Source organism: Metabacillus sp. KJ11-3, assembly GCF_055808295.1.
Map to the genome: position 1 here is coordinate 1,655,321 of NZ_CM147865.1, position 17,250 is coordinate 1,672,570.

The 17,250-nt window shown below is 36.6% G+C and carries 18 protein-coding genes and 1 pseudogene; 13 read left to right on the top strand and 6 right to left on the bottom strand.

Features of this window, described 5'->3' with window-relative positions; all coding sequences use genetic code 11:
- Positions 1-38 precede the first annotated feature (38 nt).
- Positions 39-1,217, top strand: coding sequence for a serine hydrolase domain-containing protein (locus AC0L8O_RS08720; protein WP_473447377.1), 1,179 nt, complete (start codon positions 39-41; stop codon positions 1,215-1,217).
- A 45-nt stretch (positions 1,218-1,262) separates the two neighbouring features.
- Here AC0L8O_RS08720 and AC0L8O_RS08725 read toward each other — a convergent pair whose 3' ends face one another.
- Positions 1,263-1,739: a glutathione peroxidase gene (locus AC0L8O_RS08725; protein ID WP_473447378.1), complete on the bottom strand. Its 477-nt coding sequence runs from the start codon at positions 1,737-1,739 to the stop codon at positions 1,263-1,265.
- Between the two features lie 159 nt (positions 1,740-1,898).
- Positions 1,899-2,045: a BH0509 family protein gene (locus tag AC0L8O_RS08730; RefSeq protein ID WP_156931934.1), complete on the bottom strand. Its 147-nt coding sequence runs from the start codon at positions 2,043-2,045 to the stop codon at positions 1,899-1,901.
- Positions 2,046-2,578: 533 nt separating this feature from the next.
- Between AC0L8O_RS08730 and AC0L8O_RS08735 the strand changes: the two genes are divergently transcribed.
- Positions 2,579-3,643, top strand: a complete 1,065-nt coding sequence (locus AC0L8O_RS08735) for a DUF5105 domain-containing protein (RefSeq protein WP_026560040.1) — start codon at positions 2,579-2,581, stop codon at positions 3,641-3,643.
- A 713-nt stretch (positions 3,644-4,356) separates the two neighbouring features.
- Here AC0L8O_RS08735 and AC0L8O_RS08740 read toward each other — a convergent pair.
- From AC0L8O_RS08740 to AC0L8O_RS08750, 3 genes are read right to left on the bottom strand one after another with little or no spacing between them, the layout of a single operon-like run.
- Positions 4,357-4,917, bottom strand: a complete 561-nt coding sequence (locus tag AC0L8O_RS08740) for a sugar O-acetyltransferase (RefSeq protein ID WP_026560039.1) — start codon at positions 4,915-4,917, stop codon at positions 4,357-4,359.
- A gap of 40 nt (positions 4,918-4,957) precedes the next feature.
- Positions 4,958-6,193, bottom strand: a complete 1,236-nt coding sequence (locus tag AC0L8O_RS08745) for an MFS transporter (RefSeq protein WP_473447379.1) — start codon at positions 6,191-6,193, stop codon at positions 4,958-4,960.
- Between the two features lie 24 nt (positions 6,194-6,217).
- On the bottom strand, positions 6,218-7,249 hold the full coding sequence (locus tag AC0L8O_RS08750; RefSeq protein WP_473447380.1) for an ROK family transcriptional regulator: 1,032 nt from the start codon (positions 7,247-7,249) through the stop codon (positions 6,218-6,220).
- Between the two features lie 197 nt (positions 7,250-7,446).
- Here AC0L8O_RS08750 and AC0L8O_RS08755 point away from each other — a divergent pair, with 197 nt between their 5' ends.
- A complete protein-coding gene (locus tag AC0L8O_RS08755; protein WP_473447381.1) occupies positions 7,447-7,632 on the top strand; it encodes a hypothetical protein in 186 nt (61 codons plus the stop codon).
- Between the two features lie 11 nt (positions 7,633-7,643).
- Positions 7,644-7,898: a spore coat protein gene (locus tag AC0L8O_RS08760; RefSeq protein ID WP_026560035.1), complete on the top strand. Its 255-nt coding sequence runs from the start codon at positions 7,644-7,646 to the stop codon at positions 7,896-7,898.
- 440 nt (positions 7,899-8,338) lie between these two features.
- Here AC0L8O_RS08760 and AC0L8O_RS08765 read toward each other — a convergent pair whose 3' ends face one another.
- Entirely contained in the window at positions 8,339-9,463 is a 1,125-nt protein-coding gene (locus tag AC0L8O_RS08765; RefSeq protein WP_473447382.1) for a glycoside hydrolase family 88/105 protein, read from the bottom strand.
- Between the two features lie 167 nt (positions 9,464-9,630).
- Between AC0L8O_RS08765 and AC0L8O_RS08770 the strand changes: the two genes are divergently transcribed.
- From AC0L8O_RS08770 to AC0L8O_RS08810, 9 genes and pseudogenes are all read left to right on the top strand, one after another.
- Entirely contained in the window at positions 9,631-10,482 is an 852-nt protein-coding gene (locus AC0L8O_RS08770; protein WP_473447383.1) for an AraC family transcriptional regulator, read from the top strand.
- 45 nt (positions 10,483-10,527) lie between these two features.
- Complete coding sequence (locus tag AC0L8O_RS08775) at positions 10,528-10,911, top strand: hypothetical protein (RefSeq protein ID WP_473447384.1); 384 nt, start codon at positions 10,528-10,530, stop codon at positions 10,909-10,911.
- A 112-nt stretch (positions 10,912-11,023) separates the two neighbouring features.
- Complete coding sequence (locus AC0L8O_RS08780; protein ID WP_473447385.1) at positions 11,024-11,998, top strand: N-acetylglucosamine kinase; 975 nt, start codon at positions 11,024-11,026, stop codon at positions 11,996-11,998.
- Between the two features lie 4 nt (positions 11,999-12,002).
- Positions 12,003-13,325 (top strand): 6-phospho-beta-glucosidase, encoded by a 1,323-nt coding sequence (locus tag AC0L8O_RS08785; RefSeq protein ID WP_473447386.1) that lies wholly within the window; start codon positions 12,003-12,005, stop codon positions 13,323-13,325.
- A 17-nt stretch (positions 13,326-13,342) separates the two neighbouring features.
- Positions 13,343-14,466: pseudogene (locus AC0L8O_RS08790) on the top strand (polysaccharide deacetylase family protein).
- Positions 14,467-14,631: 165 nt separating this feature from the next.
- Positions 14,632-15,036: a VOC family protein gene (locus AC0L8O_RS08795; RefSeq protein WP_473447387.1), complete on the top strand. Its 405-nt coding sequence runs from the start codon at positions 14,632-14,634 to the stop codon at positions 15,034-15,036.
- 266 nt (positions 15,037-15,302) lie between these two features.
- Positions 15,303-16,103 carry a DUF817 domain-containing protein gene (locus AC0L8O_RS08800; RefSeq protein WP_473448779.1) on the top strand — a complete coding sequence of 267 codons (801 nt, stop codon included), beginning with the start codon at positions 15,303-15,305 and terminating at the stop codon, positions 16,101-16,103.
- A gap of 140 nt (positions 16,104-16,243) precedes the next feature.
- A complete protein-coding gene (locus tag AC0L8O_RS08805) occupies positions 16,244-16,768 on the top strand; it encodes an SGNH/GDSL hydrolase family protein (RefSeq protein WP_473447388.1) in 525 nt (174 codons plus the stop codon).
- Between the two features lie 55 nt (positions 16,769-16,823).
- Complete coding sequence (locus AC0L8O_RS08810; protein ID WP_473447389.1) at positions 16,824-17,246, top strand: GDSL-type esterase/lipase family protein; 423 nt, start codon at positions 16,824-16,826, stop codon at positions 17,244-17,246.
- Positions 17,247-17,250: the final 4 nt, after the last annotated feature.

Genomic DNA, 17,250 nt, shown 5'->3' on the forward strand with positions numbered 1-17,250 from the left:
AACTATACATAAAATCGTTTATAGAGGAGAAGATTGGTTTGATAGATAAAAACGTTAGTAATCAGATCAAAAAAGCTTTAAGAAAAAGCCTAGATAATCAGGACATCGCAGGTGCGAACCTTCTTGTGCTAAAAAGGGGAGAAGAAATTTTTTACTATGAAGACGGTTTTGCTGATATAGAAGCGAACAAGCCTATTTTAAGAGACTCTATTTTTCGTTTATACTCGATGACAAAGCCGGTCACTGCAGCTGCGGCTATGATTCTGGTTGAACGGGGGGAGATTGATTTAAATGAACCTGTTAGTCAATTTTTGGATGGATTTAAGTATCAAATGGTTGAAAAGAATGGAAAGCTTATAACAGTCGAACGCGAAGTTACTCTTCATGATTTACTCAGCATGACGTCTGGATTAGTCTATGGCGGGGATGATCAAGCAGGACAAGGAACAGCCGCTGTGTTTGAAGAGATAGATCGTAAGCTTTTAGGTGATTCGCCATTGAGTACTATTGAAGCAATGAACAAATTAGGAAAAGTACCTCTAGCATTCCAGCCTGGTTCTTCCTGGCAATATGGAACCTCATCAGATGTATTAGGTGCAGTCATTGAAGTCGTAAGCGGACAAAAATTTGGCGAATTCTTGAGGAAGGAATTATTTGATCCTCTCCAAATGAATGACACAGGATTTTGGCTTCCTGAAGAAAAAAGAAGCCGTCTTGTGAAAACGTATACAAATTCAGGAGAGGGAGGTTTAGAGCTATATACGGGCAATCACTTAGGAATTATTCACCATATGGATCGAAATCCAGCCTTTGAATCTGGTGGAGCAGGCTTAGTTTCAACCGTTGATGATTATGCAAAATTTGCGAAAATGCTGATGAACCAAGGAACATTGGAAAGGACTCAACTATTACGTCCGAAAACAGTCAGCTTTTTAACTTCGGCTACACTAAATGCAGAACAGAAAAAAGGCTTTGATTTATGGGGGCAACCGGGATACAGCTATGGAAACTTTATGCGTGTATTAACAAATCCAAGTCAATCTGCAAGTATAGGAAGCCTTGGCGAATATGGCTGGGATGGTTGGCTTGGTTGTTATTTCATTAACTGTCCAAAAGATGAACTAACCTTTTTATTTATGATGCAGAAAAAAGATTCAGGTACAACTCCGCTAACTAGAAAGTTGCGTAATATTGTTTTTAGTGCTTGCTGTGAATAACGAAAGAGGCAGAGAATAATTTCTCTGCCTTTTTGTTAGAAGATCTTAGAATTGATCTGTAATATCTTTTTCTATTTTCGCAGGTTCTGTCGTTGGAGCATATCGTTTTATCACTTGACCATTCTTATCGATCAGAAACTTAGTGAAATTCCATTTAATGTCTTTGGATAAAACACCTTTCTTTTGTTCTTTCAGGTATGAAAATAGAGGTTCTGCGTTTTCGCCATTTACATCAATTTTGGCAAACATAGGGAAGGAGACACCGTAATTCAGCTGACAAAACTCTGTTGTTTCATCTATATTATCAAATTCCTGATTATTAAACTGGCTACAAGGAAATCCTAAAATTTCCAGACCGTCATCTTTAAATTTATCATAGAGTTCTTGAAGTCCGCTAAATTGCTTCGTTAGTCCACACTTACTCGCTGTGTTTACAATTAATAAAGGTTTACCTTCATATTCTTTTAACGATTTTTTCGCGCCATTTGGTTTTTTGACAGTGAAGTCATATACGGTTTTCATACATCTTCCTCCTTGGAAAAAATCAATCTATATATTGTGTAAAATTAAATTGTATCAAATATAAAATCATCCAACAATGAGAAATATTTTTTGTCCCAAAGAAAAAAAGCTTTTGTACCAGGTACAAAAGCTTAGTTAATTTATATAAGGTTTCTATATTTACATATAATCGTAAACAGAATCTTCGAAATAGAGCCAGTGATAATATTCGATTTGAGCATCTGACATGTCTGAGATCTCTTTTTCATTGAATTTTTGCTTAGCTAATAATGCCTTGACTTTGGTTTCTCTCGCTAATTGGCTCATGCTTACTCCTCCTTAAAATATCAGAAGCAATTTATTTATTGGTTGTTGTAAACGTTTTTCGACTTATTTATTTTATTATATATCTCAATTTGATATTAAACAAATATCAAATTGAGATGATTTTTCGAAAAATAATATAGAATGGTTATTTAAGGTTGTTGAACCATAAGAATTTAATTGTTTATGTTTGTAGGAAAAAATATATAATTGCATACGGTGTAAAGAGGAGGGAATGGGTAATAAGGTTTATTTGTATATGATAAAAGTCACGTTTCTGGCGAATGTGTTACTAGGATAAATGGGATGTATTACTAATGAATATTGAGTAAAATCTATGATTTCGAATGTTTTTAAGTGATTTTTCAATTACTTGTTTATTACTCTATAGTTAATTTCCAATATTTAGGTTTCGGGGTATTTTGAACTATTTTAAATTTATAATAGGTAATAAATAACTATTCCAAATAAAGGAATATCTCTTTAGAATAATGGATGTTGTGTTTTTTACACGAATTACACCTAGGAGGAGAATAATGATTAAAAAAAGAATTAGCCTTGTATTATCAATGCTTGTTGTGATCATGCTTGCTGCTGCTTGTTCATCATCAACGACAAGTAAAGAAGAAAAAGAAAAAGAATCGGGGAAGAATGAAAACTCGTCTGTTGAAATTAAGGTGGACAATGCTGAGTATACTCTTCCATCTGAATATGATAATGTGTCCGAGGATCAACTTGTACTCAAAATTGATGTTGAAATGACAAATAAACGAAAAGAAACAATTGATATCGAACCGCCTAGTTTTGCTTTGTACCAAGGTGACACAAAAGCAACTGAAGGTGAGCCAGAGGATTACAAGCAGAAGTTAGAATATACTCGACTTACTGAAGGTAAAAAAATTAAAGGTAGTTTATTTTACATCGTTGATAAAGGTGAACAATATCAACTTGTCTACACTCCTCTAGCATATGGTGACAAAGAGGAAGATCCAATTGAAATCGAAATTGATGGAGCTGACGAAAAGCTATTAAAAACAGCTGATAAATTACAGGATCCGGCAAAAGCTTTATCTGCTTACTTAGATATTTTATTTTATAATGTTGATAATCCAAGATTTGAAAAGTTAACAGGTGAAAAGAAAGATGCACTCTTAGAAGAATTTGATGCTGCGATTATCGAAGGGTTCTCAAGTGCAACATACATGTCTGAAGACCAACTTGATCAAAAAGTTGTGGTCAGCTTGGTAAATTCTATGAAAGCTGCTTTTAAAGAAAAAGTAGGAGCAACAACCGTCACACAAACAAGCAATGGCAAAGAAGCGATTGTTGAATTGAAAGGGAAACCGTTAGATGTTCCTTCATTACAACCTATCCTGGAACAGGAAATGGAAAAATTTATTACGTCAAACCCGAATGCTACTGAGGCAGAAGCTTTAAACTTCGTTTTTGAAAAAATGGGGAGCGAATTTAAAAACGTTACAACTGCTGAAGAAGTGATCGTTGAAATTCAAATGGTGAAGCATGGTGAAGACCAATGGAAGATCGATCCAGATGATTATCGATCAGAAGATATCGCGACACCGTTTGTGAAATTTTATTGAGGATCCCTTTATAACAGAAAATAATTATAATAGTAGAAAACCTACCTCTGTTGTTGATTACTAATCTCTGAAAAGTAGAGATATTTCAATAAAGGTAGGTTTCTTTTATGTTTTTGAGGTAATACAAATGTATATGCTATGAAATTTTGTTATAGTTTTTAGATACAGAAAAAATATTAAATTATATTCCGGTAATAGGGGTTACTGTTTACAAATGAAGTAGTCTATTCATCAATCTGTAATAACTGAAATTTTTAGAATATATCAAAATGTATGCGTTAACAATAACGTGAATTTGGATTAACATTATTAATAAACGCGCGTACATACGGGTGAAGGAGGAGTGTACAAAGAGAACTTAAACCAAATCAGAAGCATTATTTTGTTAACCTAAAGGAAAAAGAAACAAATGTTTTTTTAGTATCGAATCTGAAGATGGAAGTTCTTTTGCAGGCTGGTACCATGATTATGGTCAAGGGAGGGTATGCTGTCTTACTCCTGCCCATAATAAAGAAGGCTTATTAGATCAGGACTTTACTCAACTCCTTGCTAACACAATTGAATGGGTGAGTGGCAATAAATCATAATAAGTTCAAGTGGGTTTTATACCTTTAAATTAGAAAAAACGACCTCAAATCCTTTGATGTGGTCGTTTTTAATCACTTAGAAATATAAGGAATAGATGCCTTCAATATGACTGGTATCAACGCTGCTTATAGGTCAATTTGTTTGATCACCTTAGCGGGATTACCACCAACCACAACATTATCCGGTACATCTTTCGTCACGACCGCACCTGAAGCGATGACAACATTGTTTCCTACTGTAACCCCCGGATTAATGACGGCACTTCCTCCAATCCATACATTGTGTCCAAATGTAATCGGTTTTGCGAATTCTTTGCCGGAATTACGTTCATTTGGATGGAGGGGATGTGTTGCTGTATAGATTTGTACTCCGGGTGCGAGCATGCAATGATCCCCAAATCGCACTTCACATACATCTAAAATAGTGCAATCGAAATTGGCAAAAAAGTTTTCTCCAACATATGTGTTATATCCGTAATCAAAACGGATATTTGGCTCCATATAGACGTTATCTCCAGTAGAACCGAGTAGCTCTTTTAGTAATTTAATGCGTTTTTCTCCGTCTGTTTCTAATGTTTGGTTATAAATTCTAACCTTTTTTCTTGCTACCTCACGTTCCTTTACTAATACAGGGTCTGCAGGGTTATACATTTCTCCCGCCAGCATTTTTTCTTTTTCAGTTTTCATAGTATGACCTTCTTTCTATAACTTGAAAAGGATCTCGGCATCAGGAACTAATTGTCGAGCTAGTATCTTTATTTATCATTACTTTCTTTTTCATTAACTGATTTAATTTTTCTGAACTTAAAAGCATGATGACAACGAAAATGACAATACAGAATGGAAAAATCCCGATGTTTGATTTAGATGCAATGAACCCAAGGAGCGGTGGAATAAAGGTACTTCCTGTATATGCAATGGCCATCTGATAGCCCATAATTGTTTGCGAATGCTTTTTTCCAAATCGTGCTGGTGTTTCATGAAGCATACATGGAAAGATTGGTGCTAAACCTAAACCAACCATTATAAAGCCGATAAGCGAAAATATAGGTGGAAATGGCAGGAACAGAAGGACGGCACCTGCAAGGGCAATGAATTGTCCAACTCGAATAAGAGTAAGATTATTCATTTTAAACGTAATAAAGCCTGTTATAAATCGGCCGATTGTAATTCCTCCATAGTATAAGGAAACCCATTGGGCGGCAACTGCAGCATCTAACTCCTTTACATTAACCAAAAAGCTGCTTCCCCATAGACCCATTGTGGCTTCAACTCCACAATAAAATAGGAAGGATAGCATAGCCAATTTTACACCTTTAATTTGTAGTGGTTTTACGTTCATATCTTCTTCAAGGTGATTGGTTATATCTGTTTTGTCCCCGGGCAGTTCGTTTAATTCTTTATGGCTTTTTTTAGTTACTTTGTTCCATAAAGGTAAAGTAAGCAAAAGGATGATCACCAGCAGGAATTGAATACCTGCGATAGCAAGATAGCCATTGTTCCAAGAATGTTGACCTGAAATAAATTGGGCCATGATGACAGGGCCGAGAGTCGCTCCAACTCCCCAAAAACAATGTAACCAACTCATATGATGTGCTTTGTAATGTGTTGCTACATAATCGTTTAATCCAGCATCAACTGCGCCTGCACCTAACCCAAGGGGAATAGCGCAAACGAATAACCAAATTACAGATGGAGAAAAATGAAATCCGAGCAAAGCGCACGCAGTGATTAAGCAACTGACAAATGTCACATTGCCAGTCCCAAACCGTTTAAGTAAACTTCCGCTAATTAAACTGGAGATAATGGTACTCCCGGCAATCGCCATAAAAAGGTATCCGGCAGTTTCAAGTGGGGCGGATAGGTCCGTCTGCATCACAGGCCATGCCACTCCTAATAATGAATCAGGTAAACCTAAACTAATAAACGCCAAATAAATAATGACTAAAAGGAATGTTGCCATAATTAAACCTCGCCTTTTTATATTTTAAGTGGATGTTTCATTTAGCATGAGATCAAGTCCGAGACTTTGTAATCCATCTAAATAATCTTGTTCCCAATTACTTACGGTAAGTTTTGGGAGATGTTCAATAGGTATGTATTTAGAGCAGCTGATAGCCACTTTATCTAAACTCATTTTATCCATTTCATTGTTACAAAAAATAATCGTATGAGGATTAATAATGGAGACAAATGAGGCTATCAATCTACCGATTGCATCCAATTCGTATTCCTTATTGATCCATTTTTTCGAGTCGCTACTATTTTCTAGAGCTTGTCGAAAATTTTGGTTATCATAAATTGGGACAAATGAAACCTCACCTGAGAAAAATGTACTTCCGCGCACGACATCACCATTTATCATAATCCCTGCTCCAGGTCCATTTTTACCTGAATACAAATAGATAAGTGATTGTCTGTTTTTCATTCCACTTGTATTGTGATATCCAAGAACCGCAGCATTCATATCATTTTCAACTATAACAGGTACAGAAAAATGGTTTTCATAGTAGGCTTTTAAATTAAGGTGTTGAAACTGCTCATACCCTGGTATAAAAAAAATCTTTCCATTCTCAACTGAGCCGGGGACTCCAATTGCAATAGAACTGATTTTGGGGTAATTGGTCATTATTTTTTCAATGAACATAGTTAATGAATCTAATCCATCATCCACTAATACACTCGGAGTTTTACCTTGTGCTTTTATTTCTCCTATGCAATTGAAAACGGTATAATTCGTTTCTGATTTCTCCAAAAAAATCGCAAGACCTAAGGCAAACTCTGGGTTGTATGTATATCTTTTTGCTCGTCGACCACCACTGGATTCATCTAATCCGACTAAGCGAATTTCACCTTCTTCTGCCATCTGCGACAGGAACTTACTGACTGTCGGGAGACTAACTTCTAATAAATTGCTTAATTCAAGTTTTGTTGCACTTCCAAGTTCTAAAAGGTTTTTACGAATACCTCGAAGGATGATCTTCTTCATTGATTTTGGAGAAGCTATTAAATCATCCACTATATCACCGCCTAAAACTTTTTAAACTACTTTTTAAAGTTCTTTAATAAGTCGTGATTACTATATCATATACATTTTTTGAAAACAATTAAAATTTTAAAGCGTTATCAACATTTTTTTTGTGATCAAAATTTTACAATTATTACATGAAAAGGAACGGATAGGCACACATTATGAAAAAGGAAGGGGGAACAGACATGACAAATTTAAATGAGCTTGAGCTTCAAAATCTTCGTCACTTAATCGGTGGTCATGAAACATGTGCAACAAAGCTTGATACATATGCACAGCAATGTCAAGATCCACAAATAAAAGCGATGCTTCAAAACCATGCAAACAATGCAAGACAAACAAAACAACAATTAATGTCATTTTTAGGATAGGAGGACAAATCATGCTACAAGAAAAGGATATGGTGTCAGATTACTTATCAAATCTAAATTCCAGTCTGGCAAGCTACGCGCAAATGATCGCTCAATGTAATAATCAACAATTGCGAAATACATTAATTCAAATTCGAAATAGTGATGAACAAAAGCAATGGGAAGTATACCAGGCAGCTGTTCAACGTAATTATTACACACCAGCATCAGAAGCAGAACAACAAGATGTGATGGAAGTGAAGCAACAATTTCAGCAGGGAAGTTAAGAAAGTAAAAAGGGACATTCCTCCACACATTATCGTGTTGGGAGGAATGTTTTTTTAGGCTCTTTTCTAAAAGATTGTTGTATTAAATAAGTACTTAAAAAAACTAAATAGGGTTGATTTGAACGGATATGCGAGACTCCTGTGGGAGCTGTGGGACAGGTGAGACCCCGCAGACGCAAAGCGTTGAGGAGGCTCACCGCCCACCCCACGGAAAGCGAGCAGCCTGGAGCTCAAATCAACAACCTCTACACTTATTACAAAGCAAAAGTGTTTACGAAAACAGCCTTTTTTTATTTTTAACAGTTGTTGTTCTATGGGAAATGGATTTCGTGAGAAAAAAGTATTGATGTTTTGATCTCTCAATTCTCTTGGGGGTGGATAGGATGTATAAGAGAAAACAAGTAAAAACAGAGACCTATGCCTCTGTTTTTCACTTGCTTTTAAATTGTTTTAGCCTGGTTCATTTCCACACACATCAGAATAAATGCACCTGCACCGTGCAAATCATTCTCGCTCGTTGGTCGTGCAATGTAATGAGCATAGTCACCGATTCCTGTACCTATGCAAATATTGCCTATAAGAAGATTTCCTTTTTCATCAAATTCCAATGTATCGATGACTCCATTGTAGCCCTTCCACGCATATTTCATATACTTGGCATCTAGATAACCCATTCGAACTGCTTTCGCAATCGCTTGAACAAACAGCGAGGTGCAAGAGTTTTCCAACCAATTGTCTGATAGATTGCCTTTGTCAATGACTTGATACCATAATCCGGTGTCAGAATCCTGGTATTTTGTTAATGTAACAAGCAGGTCATGAAGGATACTTGTGAGCATTTGTTTATCTTTATGATCCTCAGGTAGATGATCAAACATTTCCAAAAGGGCCACAGGGTACCAGCCAATAGCTCGGCCCCAAAATTCAGGTGCCAAGCCGGTAATAGGATCTGCCCAATTTGCTTCTTTTGTTTCATCCCAGCCATGGTACAGCAAGCCTGTGTCCGGATCTTTTGTGTGCTTCTCCATAAGAATGGCTTGATAGGTCATCATATCAAAATAGTCGCTTTGCTCAAAAGTTTTACCGAATTGGACTGCAATTGGTCCTGCCATATATAGGCCATCCAGCCACATTTGATTCGGATAATGCTCTTTGTGCCAGAAGCCCCCTGATGGATTCGTTTTCCATGATTTTAATAAAGGTACTAGATTGAACAATGCCTCTTTATAACGTTCATCTCCTGTTTGCTCATAGAGGGTAAAAAGAAGAACACCAGGCTGTATATCATCGAGTTCATCAGAATTAAATTTCATGATGCTTCCGTCTGCAAGGATATGGCTGTCTACCCATCGTTTTATATAGTCATAGTATTTACTTTTATTTGTCTGCCTCCAGCATTTTTCCATCCCGGATAGATATACACCTTGATGATAGTGAAACCTCTCAGGTGGAAGCAGTTCCGGTTCGAATTTAGCCATTAATGTTTCACATGCTTTTTCAGCCCATTGAATAGGAGTTAACGTCTTATTTGATGGTTCATATGTACTCGATTCTGAAGTACTCATCTTAATGATTCCTCCTTCATATGTTTAACATTAGGGTAGCACAATAAAATGTACATTTTTTGCAGTGTTTTATAAAAACTGCTTATATTTTGCAGGATATGAAATAGATATGTGTAATATAAAAAATGAATTGGTAGATGGAGGAGGGAAGCAGACTGAAAGATCTTTTGTATAAGAATGAAGATGAAACATTTACAGTCTCATACCGGAAAGCGCTAAGTCATCATATGCCGGCGAATCATTTCCACAGTACGTTTGAAGTGTATTATTTACTGTCAGGTAAAAGGGAATTTTTTATAAAAGATCGGACATTCGTCGTTCAAGAAGGTGATGTGATCATCATTTCACCTAATATCCTCCATCGGACAACGAATGCGGAAATGCCGAAGTATGAGCGGTTTATTGTTAATATTCATGAGAACTTTATGGGCTCAGTAAATCAAGCTTATCAGGAAATATTTCAGCCTTTGTTCGAACAAGAGTACATCATTGTCAGGTGTTCTCTTCAGGAGCGATTATGGATTGAATCTCTTTGTCAGAAGGTCAGTCAGGAAATTATAGACGAGATGCCGGGTTTCGAGATGTACGCACAGACTTTGGTGCTGCAACTGCTCATTATTTGCTGCCGGCATGTTAAACAAAACAGCATAGAATCATTGGAGTACCCAAGCCCAATGCATGAAAGAATCTCAGAAGTTGTCCGCTATATGAACAACCATTATATGAATGATTTGTCACTGAATTTAGTTTCAGAGAAATTCTACGTAAGTCCATACTACTTAAGTCGATTTTTTAAAGAAGCAACAGGCTTCACATTTATTGAATATCTGAACAGTGTAAGAATCAAAGAAGCCAAAAAGCTACTGGAACACTCCTCAATGAAAGTCAACCTAATTTACAAAAAAGTAGGCTTCAGAAGCATTACACACTTCGGCAGAGTATTCAAATCAATCACCGGCTATGCTCCGCTACATTACAGAAAAAGCGGGTCGAGGGGACAGGTGCCCCGTCCACAGTAATTGGGACAAGGGACCTGTCCATGCGGTCCATAGGAGGAGTGTGTGTTGAGTAAAGCAATGATGCAAACGAGCAGATTATTATTGGGTGTGATTTTTTTAGTTGCAGGTATTAATGGTTATTTTGTTATTTTTGGACTTGAGCCATTTATTGAGACTAGCCCTGAAGCTATGGCATTGTTTGAATCTAATTATTTGTTAATTGTAGAAAAAACATTGGAAGTATTTTGTGGTATTTTCCTTTTAATCAATCAATATATTCCTCTAGTTATTGCTGTCTTATCGCCGATTGTAGCCAATATTTTTTTGCTTCATTTGTTCCAGGATCACTCATTCCTTTTATTAGCTATTATTCTTGTTTTTGCTCATGGTTATTTGCTTTTCTATTATAGAAAAAACTTTATAAGTGTGTTAGAGAGAAAACCGAGTTAGGGTTGGCGGATGGGACAAGGGACCTGTCCCCATGTTCCAGAATTAGTCATGTGTAGGTGAGTATTTGAATAATGATATATGATAAGATACGCGATTATCAGGGGGAGGATTTATGCGCTATTTAATGGGTGTTGATGGGGGAGGCAGTAAAACATACACTGTTATTACGGATGAATATGGAAATAAAGTAGGGGAAGGTTTATCTGGTAGAGGAAATCATCAAGTTGAAGGAATTCAGTTTGCAATGAAGAATATAAAAGAATCGATTGATATCGCTTTGGAGACTGCGGGTCTTCAGTATGAAGATATAACTTTTACACAATTTGGGCTCGCCGGAGCAGATCGAGAAAAGGATTTTGCTATTTTACGGCCGGCTCTGAGTATGTTACCCCTTAGATTGTGGGATGTTGTATGTGACACATTTGAAGGGTTGAGAATTGGCAGTAAAAATAATGTTGGGGTTGTCCTTGTATGTGGAAGCGGCACAAATGCTGCCGGAAGAAATAAGGAAGGGAGAGTCGTGCAAATAGGGGGTATGGGATATCTTTACGGAGATGCTGCCGGTGGAATATATATGGCACGTGAGACGTTTCGTTCAGCCGTAAGGTCATGGGAGCAGCGAGAAATCCCTTCAATACTAACAGAAAAAGTTTCAAGATTTTTTGGCTTTCAAACGATGGATCAACTTGTTAATGATTTTTTAGATCAGGACATTTATGAAGTACCTGGTGAATTAACGATCGTCTTACATGAAGCTGCAGCAGAGGGTGACCAACTCGCGATTCAACTTTTGAAGAATATAGGTGAAGAGTTAGGGATTGCCGCCAATGCTGTTATAAAAAGCCTGGGTGGTTTTGAAAGCGATAACATACCTGTTGTGCTAATCGGTTCTATTCTTCAAAAGGGGAGAAATCAGCATTTAATACAATCATTGACAGCAAAGATCGAAAGTGAAAATGCTAGTATTTCAGTCATAATACCAGATATTGAGCCTGTATATGGGTCCATTTTGCTTGCTTTTGATCACATTGGTATTGAAACAACGGAGGAAATGTATCAAAAATTCAGAGATGAAAGGAGGACGTAAGAAAGTGCGAAATAAATTGAAAGTTGCCGTAATCGGTGGGGGCTCCTCTTATACCCCTGAGCTGATTGAAGGTTTTATTAAACGCTATCAGGAATTTCCTATTGATGAGTTGTATTTAGTCGATATTGAAGCTGGCCGTGAAAAATTAAAAACGGTTGGTGCACTGGCTGAACGGATGATTGAGAAGGCTGGTTTGCCTATAGAACTCCACATGACATTTGATCGAAGGGAGGCCATTCAAGATGCTGCCTTTGTCACAACACAAATACGTGTTGGAATGCTTGATGCCAGATCCCGGGATGAAAAAATACCGTTAAGATATGGTCTTTTAGGTCAGGAAACAACAGGTGCTGGCGGATTTGCTAAGGCGGTTAGAACAATCCCAGTTATTTTGGATATTTGTAAGGAAATGGAGGAACTTTCTCCCCATGCCTTCTTATTAAATTTTACCAACCCGGCAGGAATTGTGACAGAAGCTGTTACGAAATACACAAAGGTGAAAACGATTGGATTATGTAATCTACCAATCGGTACCAAAATGTTAGTGGCAAAAATGATGGGTGTTGATGTCTCAAAAGTCGATATTGAAATGGCAGGAATCAACCATTTGAATTGGACAACAAAAGTATGGGTGGAAGGGATAGAAAAAACAGGTGAAGTCCTTGATATCATATCAGGTGTAAAAGGTGTTTCAGTGAAGAATATTCCTGATATAGAATGGGAACATAAATTTATTCAATCAGTTGGGATGATTCCATGCAGTTACTTAAGATATTACTATATGAAAGATAAAATGCTAGAAAAGCAATTAGAAGATTTAGAGACGAAAGGAACAAGAGCAGACGAAGTGAAAAAGGTGGAAGAAGAGCTCTTTGCCCTTTATCAAGATCCACTTTTAAATTGTAAGCCGACACAGCTTGAAAAACGCGGAGGTGCATACTATTCGGAAGCTGCAGTAAACCTAATGACATCCATTTATAACAATAAAAAAGACATCCAAATTGTCAATGTTAAAAACAATGGAATTCTTTCATGTCTTCCGGATGATGTTTCTGTAGAAGTGAATTGTGTCATAGATTCTGAAGGTGCAACACCTTTACAGGTAAAAACAGCGTTACCTCCACATATTCGTGGTTTATTACAAGTAGTAAAAGCATATGAGGAACTTACCGTTGAAGCAGCAGTTCATGGTGATTATCAGGCAGGATTACAAGCATTAACGATTCATCCTCTTGTTGGGTCTGCAGAATTAGCTAAAAGGGTTTTTAGCGATATTTTAAATGAAAATAAGGAATTTCTTCCTCAATTTAATAGATACAAAGATTAGGAAACGGAGGAATGACGATGGGATATAAATCGATAGAAAAAGGAAATCCAACGATAAATGCTTGTGCATTCACATTTGATGATGGTCCTAGTAAACAACCATTAGAAGCATGGTTGGACGCACTTGAACAATTTTCAGTGTCAGGAACATTTTTTTTACAGGAGAGTGGATTGACAAACATCCTGATAAAGCAAATATGTTGATATCACGGGGGCATGAACTTGCATCCCATTCCTATTATCATCGCAGAATGTCAGAACTATCAGAAGATGTATTTTTGGAAGAATTAAAGGAAACAGAACTGGCCTATCAAGAAGCTACAGGAAAGCTAAGCCCGAACTTTTTCCGTTTTCCTTATCTAAATTTTAATGAAGAAAATCTTAGTTGGCTTTCAAAATGGGGTTATCACAGCATTACTGGAAATGATACAGGTGATTGGGCAGGTCTTCCTGCACAAAAAATAGTCGATAATGGCTCAGTGTTTCTTTATAATGGTTCGATTCTCGTTCTGCATAGCAATGATATTACGAAAGAAACTCCAGCTGCCCTAAAACAGCTGATACGCCGCGCTCTGAATAGGGGTTTAAAACCAGTGAAAATATCTGATTTATTAGAAGGAGTCGGTATTACACCGGAATATCGATCATGGAAAATTTCGATTGAAGTTCCTGATGTAAACTCTATACCTTTACATGAGTGGACTATCATACAAAGCTCACAAGATAGACAAAAACTGGCAGCTGAATCATTAGAATGGGGTCTAGGCAAAATTCCCTCTGGAAATGGTGCAGAAAGGCAGTGGATTCAGTATTTAACAGAGCCCATAAAAGTACAAAAAATAGTTGAGGATAGAGAGTTGTTTTCGGGACAGTTAAAGGAAGACGAGTTTTGGGGATTTGCACGTTTTGGTGTGAATAAAGAGGAATTAGTATTATTAGATTTTGGATTTAGGGAAGCACAAGCTGATACTTTAGTAGATTTACTGCGGCGGGCCGCATATCTAGCAAAAAAAGTAGGATGTTCAAGCATTGTCGCAAGACAAGACATGCGAAGAATCCATAAAATGTGTCAACAGATGGGATGGAATTCAAAGATAGAAGTTGATGAGTTTTTAATGGCAGGGCAATTAATTGAAAGGTAGTATGTCAACTTTGATAGACCATCAGAAAAACTATTGCAGGTATCTGTAATACCCCAATTATTGAGGGGTATTATTTTTTCGAAAATTAAGAACGTATGTTTGATTATAGGGTTCCTATATGGTATGATATGTATGTAAAAACTATCCAATTTAAGGAGTGATCTTATGGCATTGAATCCATACTTAATTTTTGATGGAAATACTCGAGAGGTGGTCCAATATTATGCAAAGGTGTTTGGACTTGAGGAACCTCAATTTATGACCTTCGGATCTATGCATTCCGAGCATTTACCACCAGGTACAGAAGACTTAATTATGCATACATATCTAGAGATTGCTGGTACTAAGCTGATGTTCTCTGACAATTTTCCTGGGACTCCTTATCATGTGGGTAATAATATTACACTCGCTTATGTAAGTGGTGACGAGTCTGCCATCAGAGATGCCTTTAAGAAGTTGAAAGCTGATGGCTCTGTACAAATGGAGCTGCAAGAGACACCGTGGAGTAAATGTTATGGTAGTTTAACTGATAAGTATCAGATTCATTGGCAATTTAGTCACGAAGCTTAATGGAACACGCCTTATATTTTATAAATTAGACTTATATACGTAATTAAGCATTCCTTTTTGTAAAGGGATGCTTTTTTTATCCATTAACAATAATGATTGAAATAAAAGCAATAATTTTTTATTGTAAATCAATAAATATTATGCTAAATTCTAAATAGGAAATATAGGCAGGGACTTTTATGAAAGTTAACAACTTTTTTAACGTGGAAATTCAGCAAACGATGGATCCTTCTTATATATATAACACCTTTGGAGGTAATGAAATCATGAAAGCACTAAAACAACTTGTTCATTTTGGATGGGAGCAAGCCTTATCATGTTTATTTCCCGTTGTCATTTTTGCATCTTTGGCTTTGACAAAATTCATCCCCCTTCCTTTTCTGCCAAGATATGACTGGCTCCTTATTATTTGCCTTTTTATGCAGTGGGTGATGGTGCGTTCCGGACTTGAAACACGTGATGAACTTAAAGTGATTACATTGTTCCATATTATTGGTCTTGCTCTTGAGCTTTTTAAAGTACATATGGGTTCATGGTCTTATCCGGAGGATGGGTTTTCGAAAGTTTTTGGGGTGCCATTGTACAGTGGCTTCATGTACGCTAGTGTAGCAAGTTATCTTTGCCAGGCGTGGAGAAGATTGAAGGTTGAACTAATAAAGTGGCCGCCGTATTTTGTCGTTGTTCCTCTTGCTGCTGCGATTTATTTGAATTTTTTCACCCATCATTTCTGGATCGATATCCGATGGTGGTTATCGGGACTTGTCATTATTGTCTTTTTTCGAACAATGGTCTTTTACGAAGTGAATGGAATTCGTTATCGTATGCCACTTGCCCTTTCTTTTGTCCTCATCGGGTTTTTTATATGGATAGCCGAAAACATCGCCACATTTTTCGGCGCATGGGAATATCCAAACCAAACAGAAGCATGGAGCCTAGTCCACCTAGGAAAAGTAAGCTCATGGCTACTACTCGTCATCGTTAGCTTTCTTATCGTAGCAACTCTAAAAATTGTGAAACGGGACATAGGGACAGGAACACTGTCCCAAATAGAAGAACAACAGGTTTAATGGCATAAAATCCCATAAGAGTATATACACATTTATAGTACAATGGTTTAAAAACTACTTATAGTTTGTGAATTTTTAACATCATGATAAAATAAATAAACTGTTGAATTCGTACTATAAATTGATAGGTGTTGTTAAACTTGAAAAAACGGAAAGTGAAAGTGTGGCTGCTGATTGCTAGTATGCTAGTCGTGTGTTTTTGTGTTTACTTCTTTCTTTCTGACTCCAAAGAAACGAAACAGAGTATTGTCGAAACATTAAATGTAAATGAACATTCTAATGAAAAAATAGATGAGTCATTAACTAAAAAAGAATCTGATCCTGAGAATGTGGAAGTGGTTGAGGAAGTTACGGTCGAAATGGCTGAGAGTGAACAGGAAGAAGTTGTAGACGGAGAGACTGATGAAACAAAAACGGAAGGCTTTAGGGAGAAGGTTAAGGGAGTAGTAGAAGGTGTTATTAAATTATTTAAGAAAGATCTAAAAGTTGTCGCAATTGGTGATTCTCTCACTCAAGGTGTTGGAGATGAAACAGGAAATGGCGGCTATGTGGGGATCTTAAATAATACTTTTATAGAAAATAATATTAATGTTACGATTGAAAACTATGGCAAACGAGGAAATCGAACAGATCAATTATTAAAACGTCTTGAAAAAAGAAATTGAAACGTCAATTAAAAAAGCAGATATTGTATTAATAACAATAGGTGCCAATGATATTATGAAAATTGTAAGAAATAATATTATGAATCTTCAATTAGATCTGTTTGATCAAGAAAAAATAACATATCTTGAGAGATTAACAGCTATTCTTCAAAGGGTTAACGAAATAAATCCAGATACCAAAATTTATTTAATCGGTTTTTATAACCCCTTTGATCGTTATTTAGCTGAAATAGAAGAATTAGAAATGATTATCAACGAGTGGAATGATTCTGGACGATTGGTAACTGAACAGTTTGAAAATGTGAATTATATTCCTATCTCAGATTTATTTATAGATTCTGATGAAGAGTTATTATCTGATGACCATTTCCACCCAAATACTAGCGGATATAAGCTGATGGCAAAGCGGATTTTGCAGAACTTGGAGGAAGTTACTGTTGAACCGGACGTCAGGGATGAAGTGGAGAATCAAAATTAAGACT

What these genes read in the sequence shown, in the direction of transcription:
- AC0L8O_RS08760 (WP_026560035.1), top strand. Translation starts at nt 7,644, where the DNA reads ATGCTACAAGAAAAGGATATGGTGTCAGATTACTTATCAAATCTAAAT.
- AC0L8O_RS08795 (WP_473447387.1), top strand. Translation starts at nt 14,632, where the DNA reads ATGGCATTGAATCCATACTTAATTTTTGATGGAAATACTCGAGAGGTG.
- AC0L8O_RS08725 (WP_473447378.1), bottom strand. Translation starts at nt 1,739, where the DNA reads ATGAAAACCGTATATGACTTCACTGTCAAAAAACCAAATGGCGCGAAA.
- AC0L8O_RS08810 (WP_473447389.1), top strand. Translation starts at nt 16,824, where the DNA reads ATGAAAATTGTAAGAAATAATATTATGAATCTTCAATTAGATCTGTTT.
- AC0L8O_RS08735 (WP_026560040.1), top strand. Translation starts at nt 2,579, where the DNA reads ATGATTAAAAAAAGAATTAGCCTTGTATTATCAATGCTTGTTGTGATC.
- AC0L8O_RS08730 (WP_156931934.1), bottom strand. Translation starts at nt 2,045, where the DNA reads ATGAGCCAATTAGCGAGAGAAACCAAAGTCAAGGCATTATTAGCTAAG.
- AC0L8O_RS08755 (WP_473447381.1), top strand. Translation starts at nt 7,447, where the DNA reads ATGACAAATTTAAATGAGCTTGAGCTTCAAAATCTTCGTCACTTAATC.
- AC0L8O_RS08780 (WP_473447385.1), top strand. Translation starts at nt 11,024, where the DNA reads ATGCGCTATTTAATGGGTGTTGATGGGGGAGGCAGTAAAACATACACT.
- AC0L8O_RS08745 (WP_473447379.1), bottom strand. Translation starts at nt 6,193, where the DNA reads ATGGCAACATTCCTTTTAGTCATTATTTATTTGGCGTTTATTAGTTTA.
- AC0L8O_RS08765 (WP_473447382.1), bottom strand. Translation starts at nt 9,463, where the DNA reads ATGAGTACTTCAGAATCGAGTACATATGAACCATCAAATAAGACGTTA.
- AC0L8O_RS08800 (WP_473448779.1), top strand. Translation starts at nt 15,303, where the DNA reads ATGAAAGCACTAAAACAACTTGTTCATTTTGGATGGGAGCAAGCCTTA.
- AC0L8O_RS08740 (WP_026560039.1), bottom strand. Translation starts at nt 4,917, where the DNA reads ATGAAAACTGAAAAAGAAAAAATGCTGGCGGGAGAAATGTATAACCCT.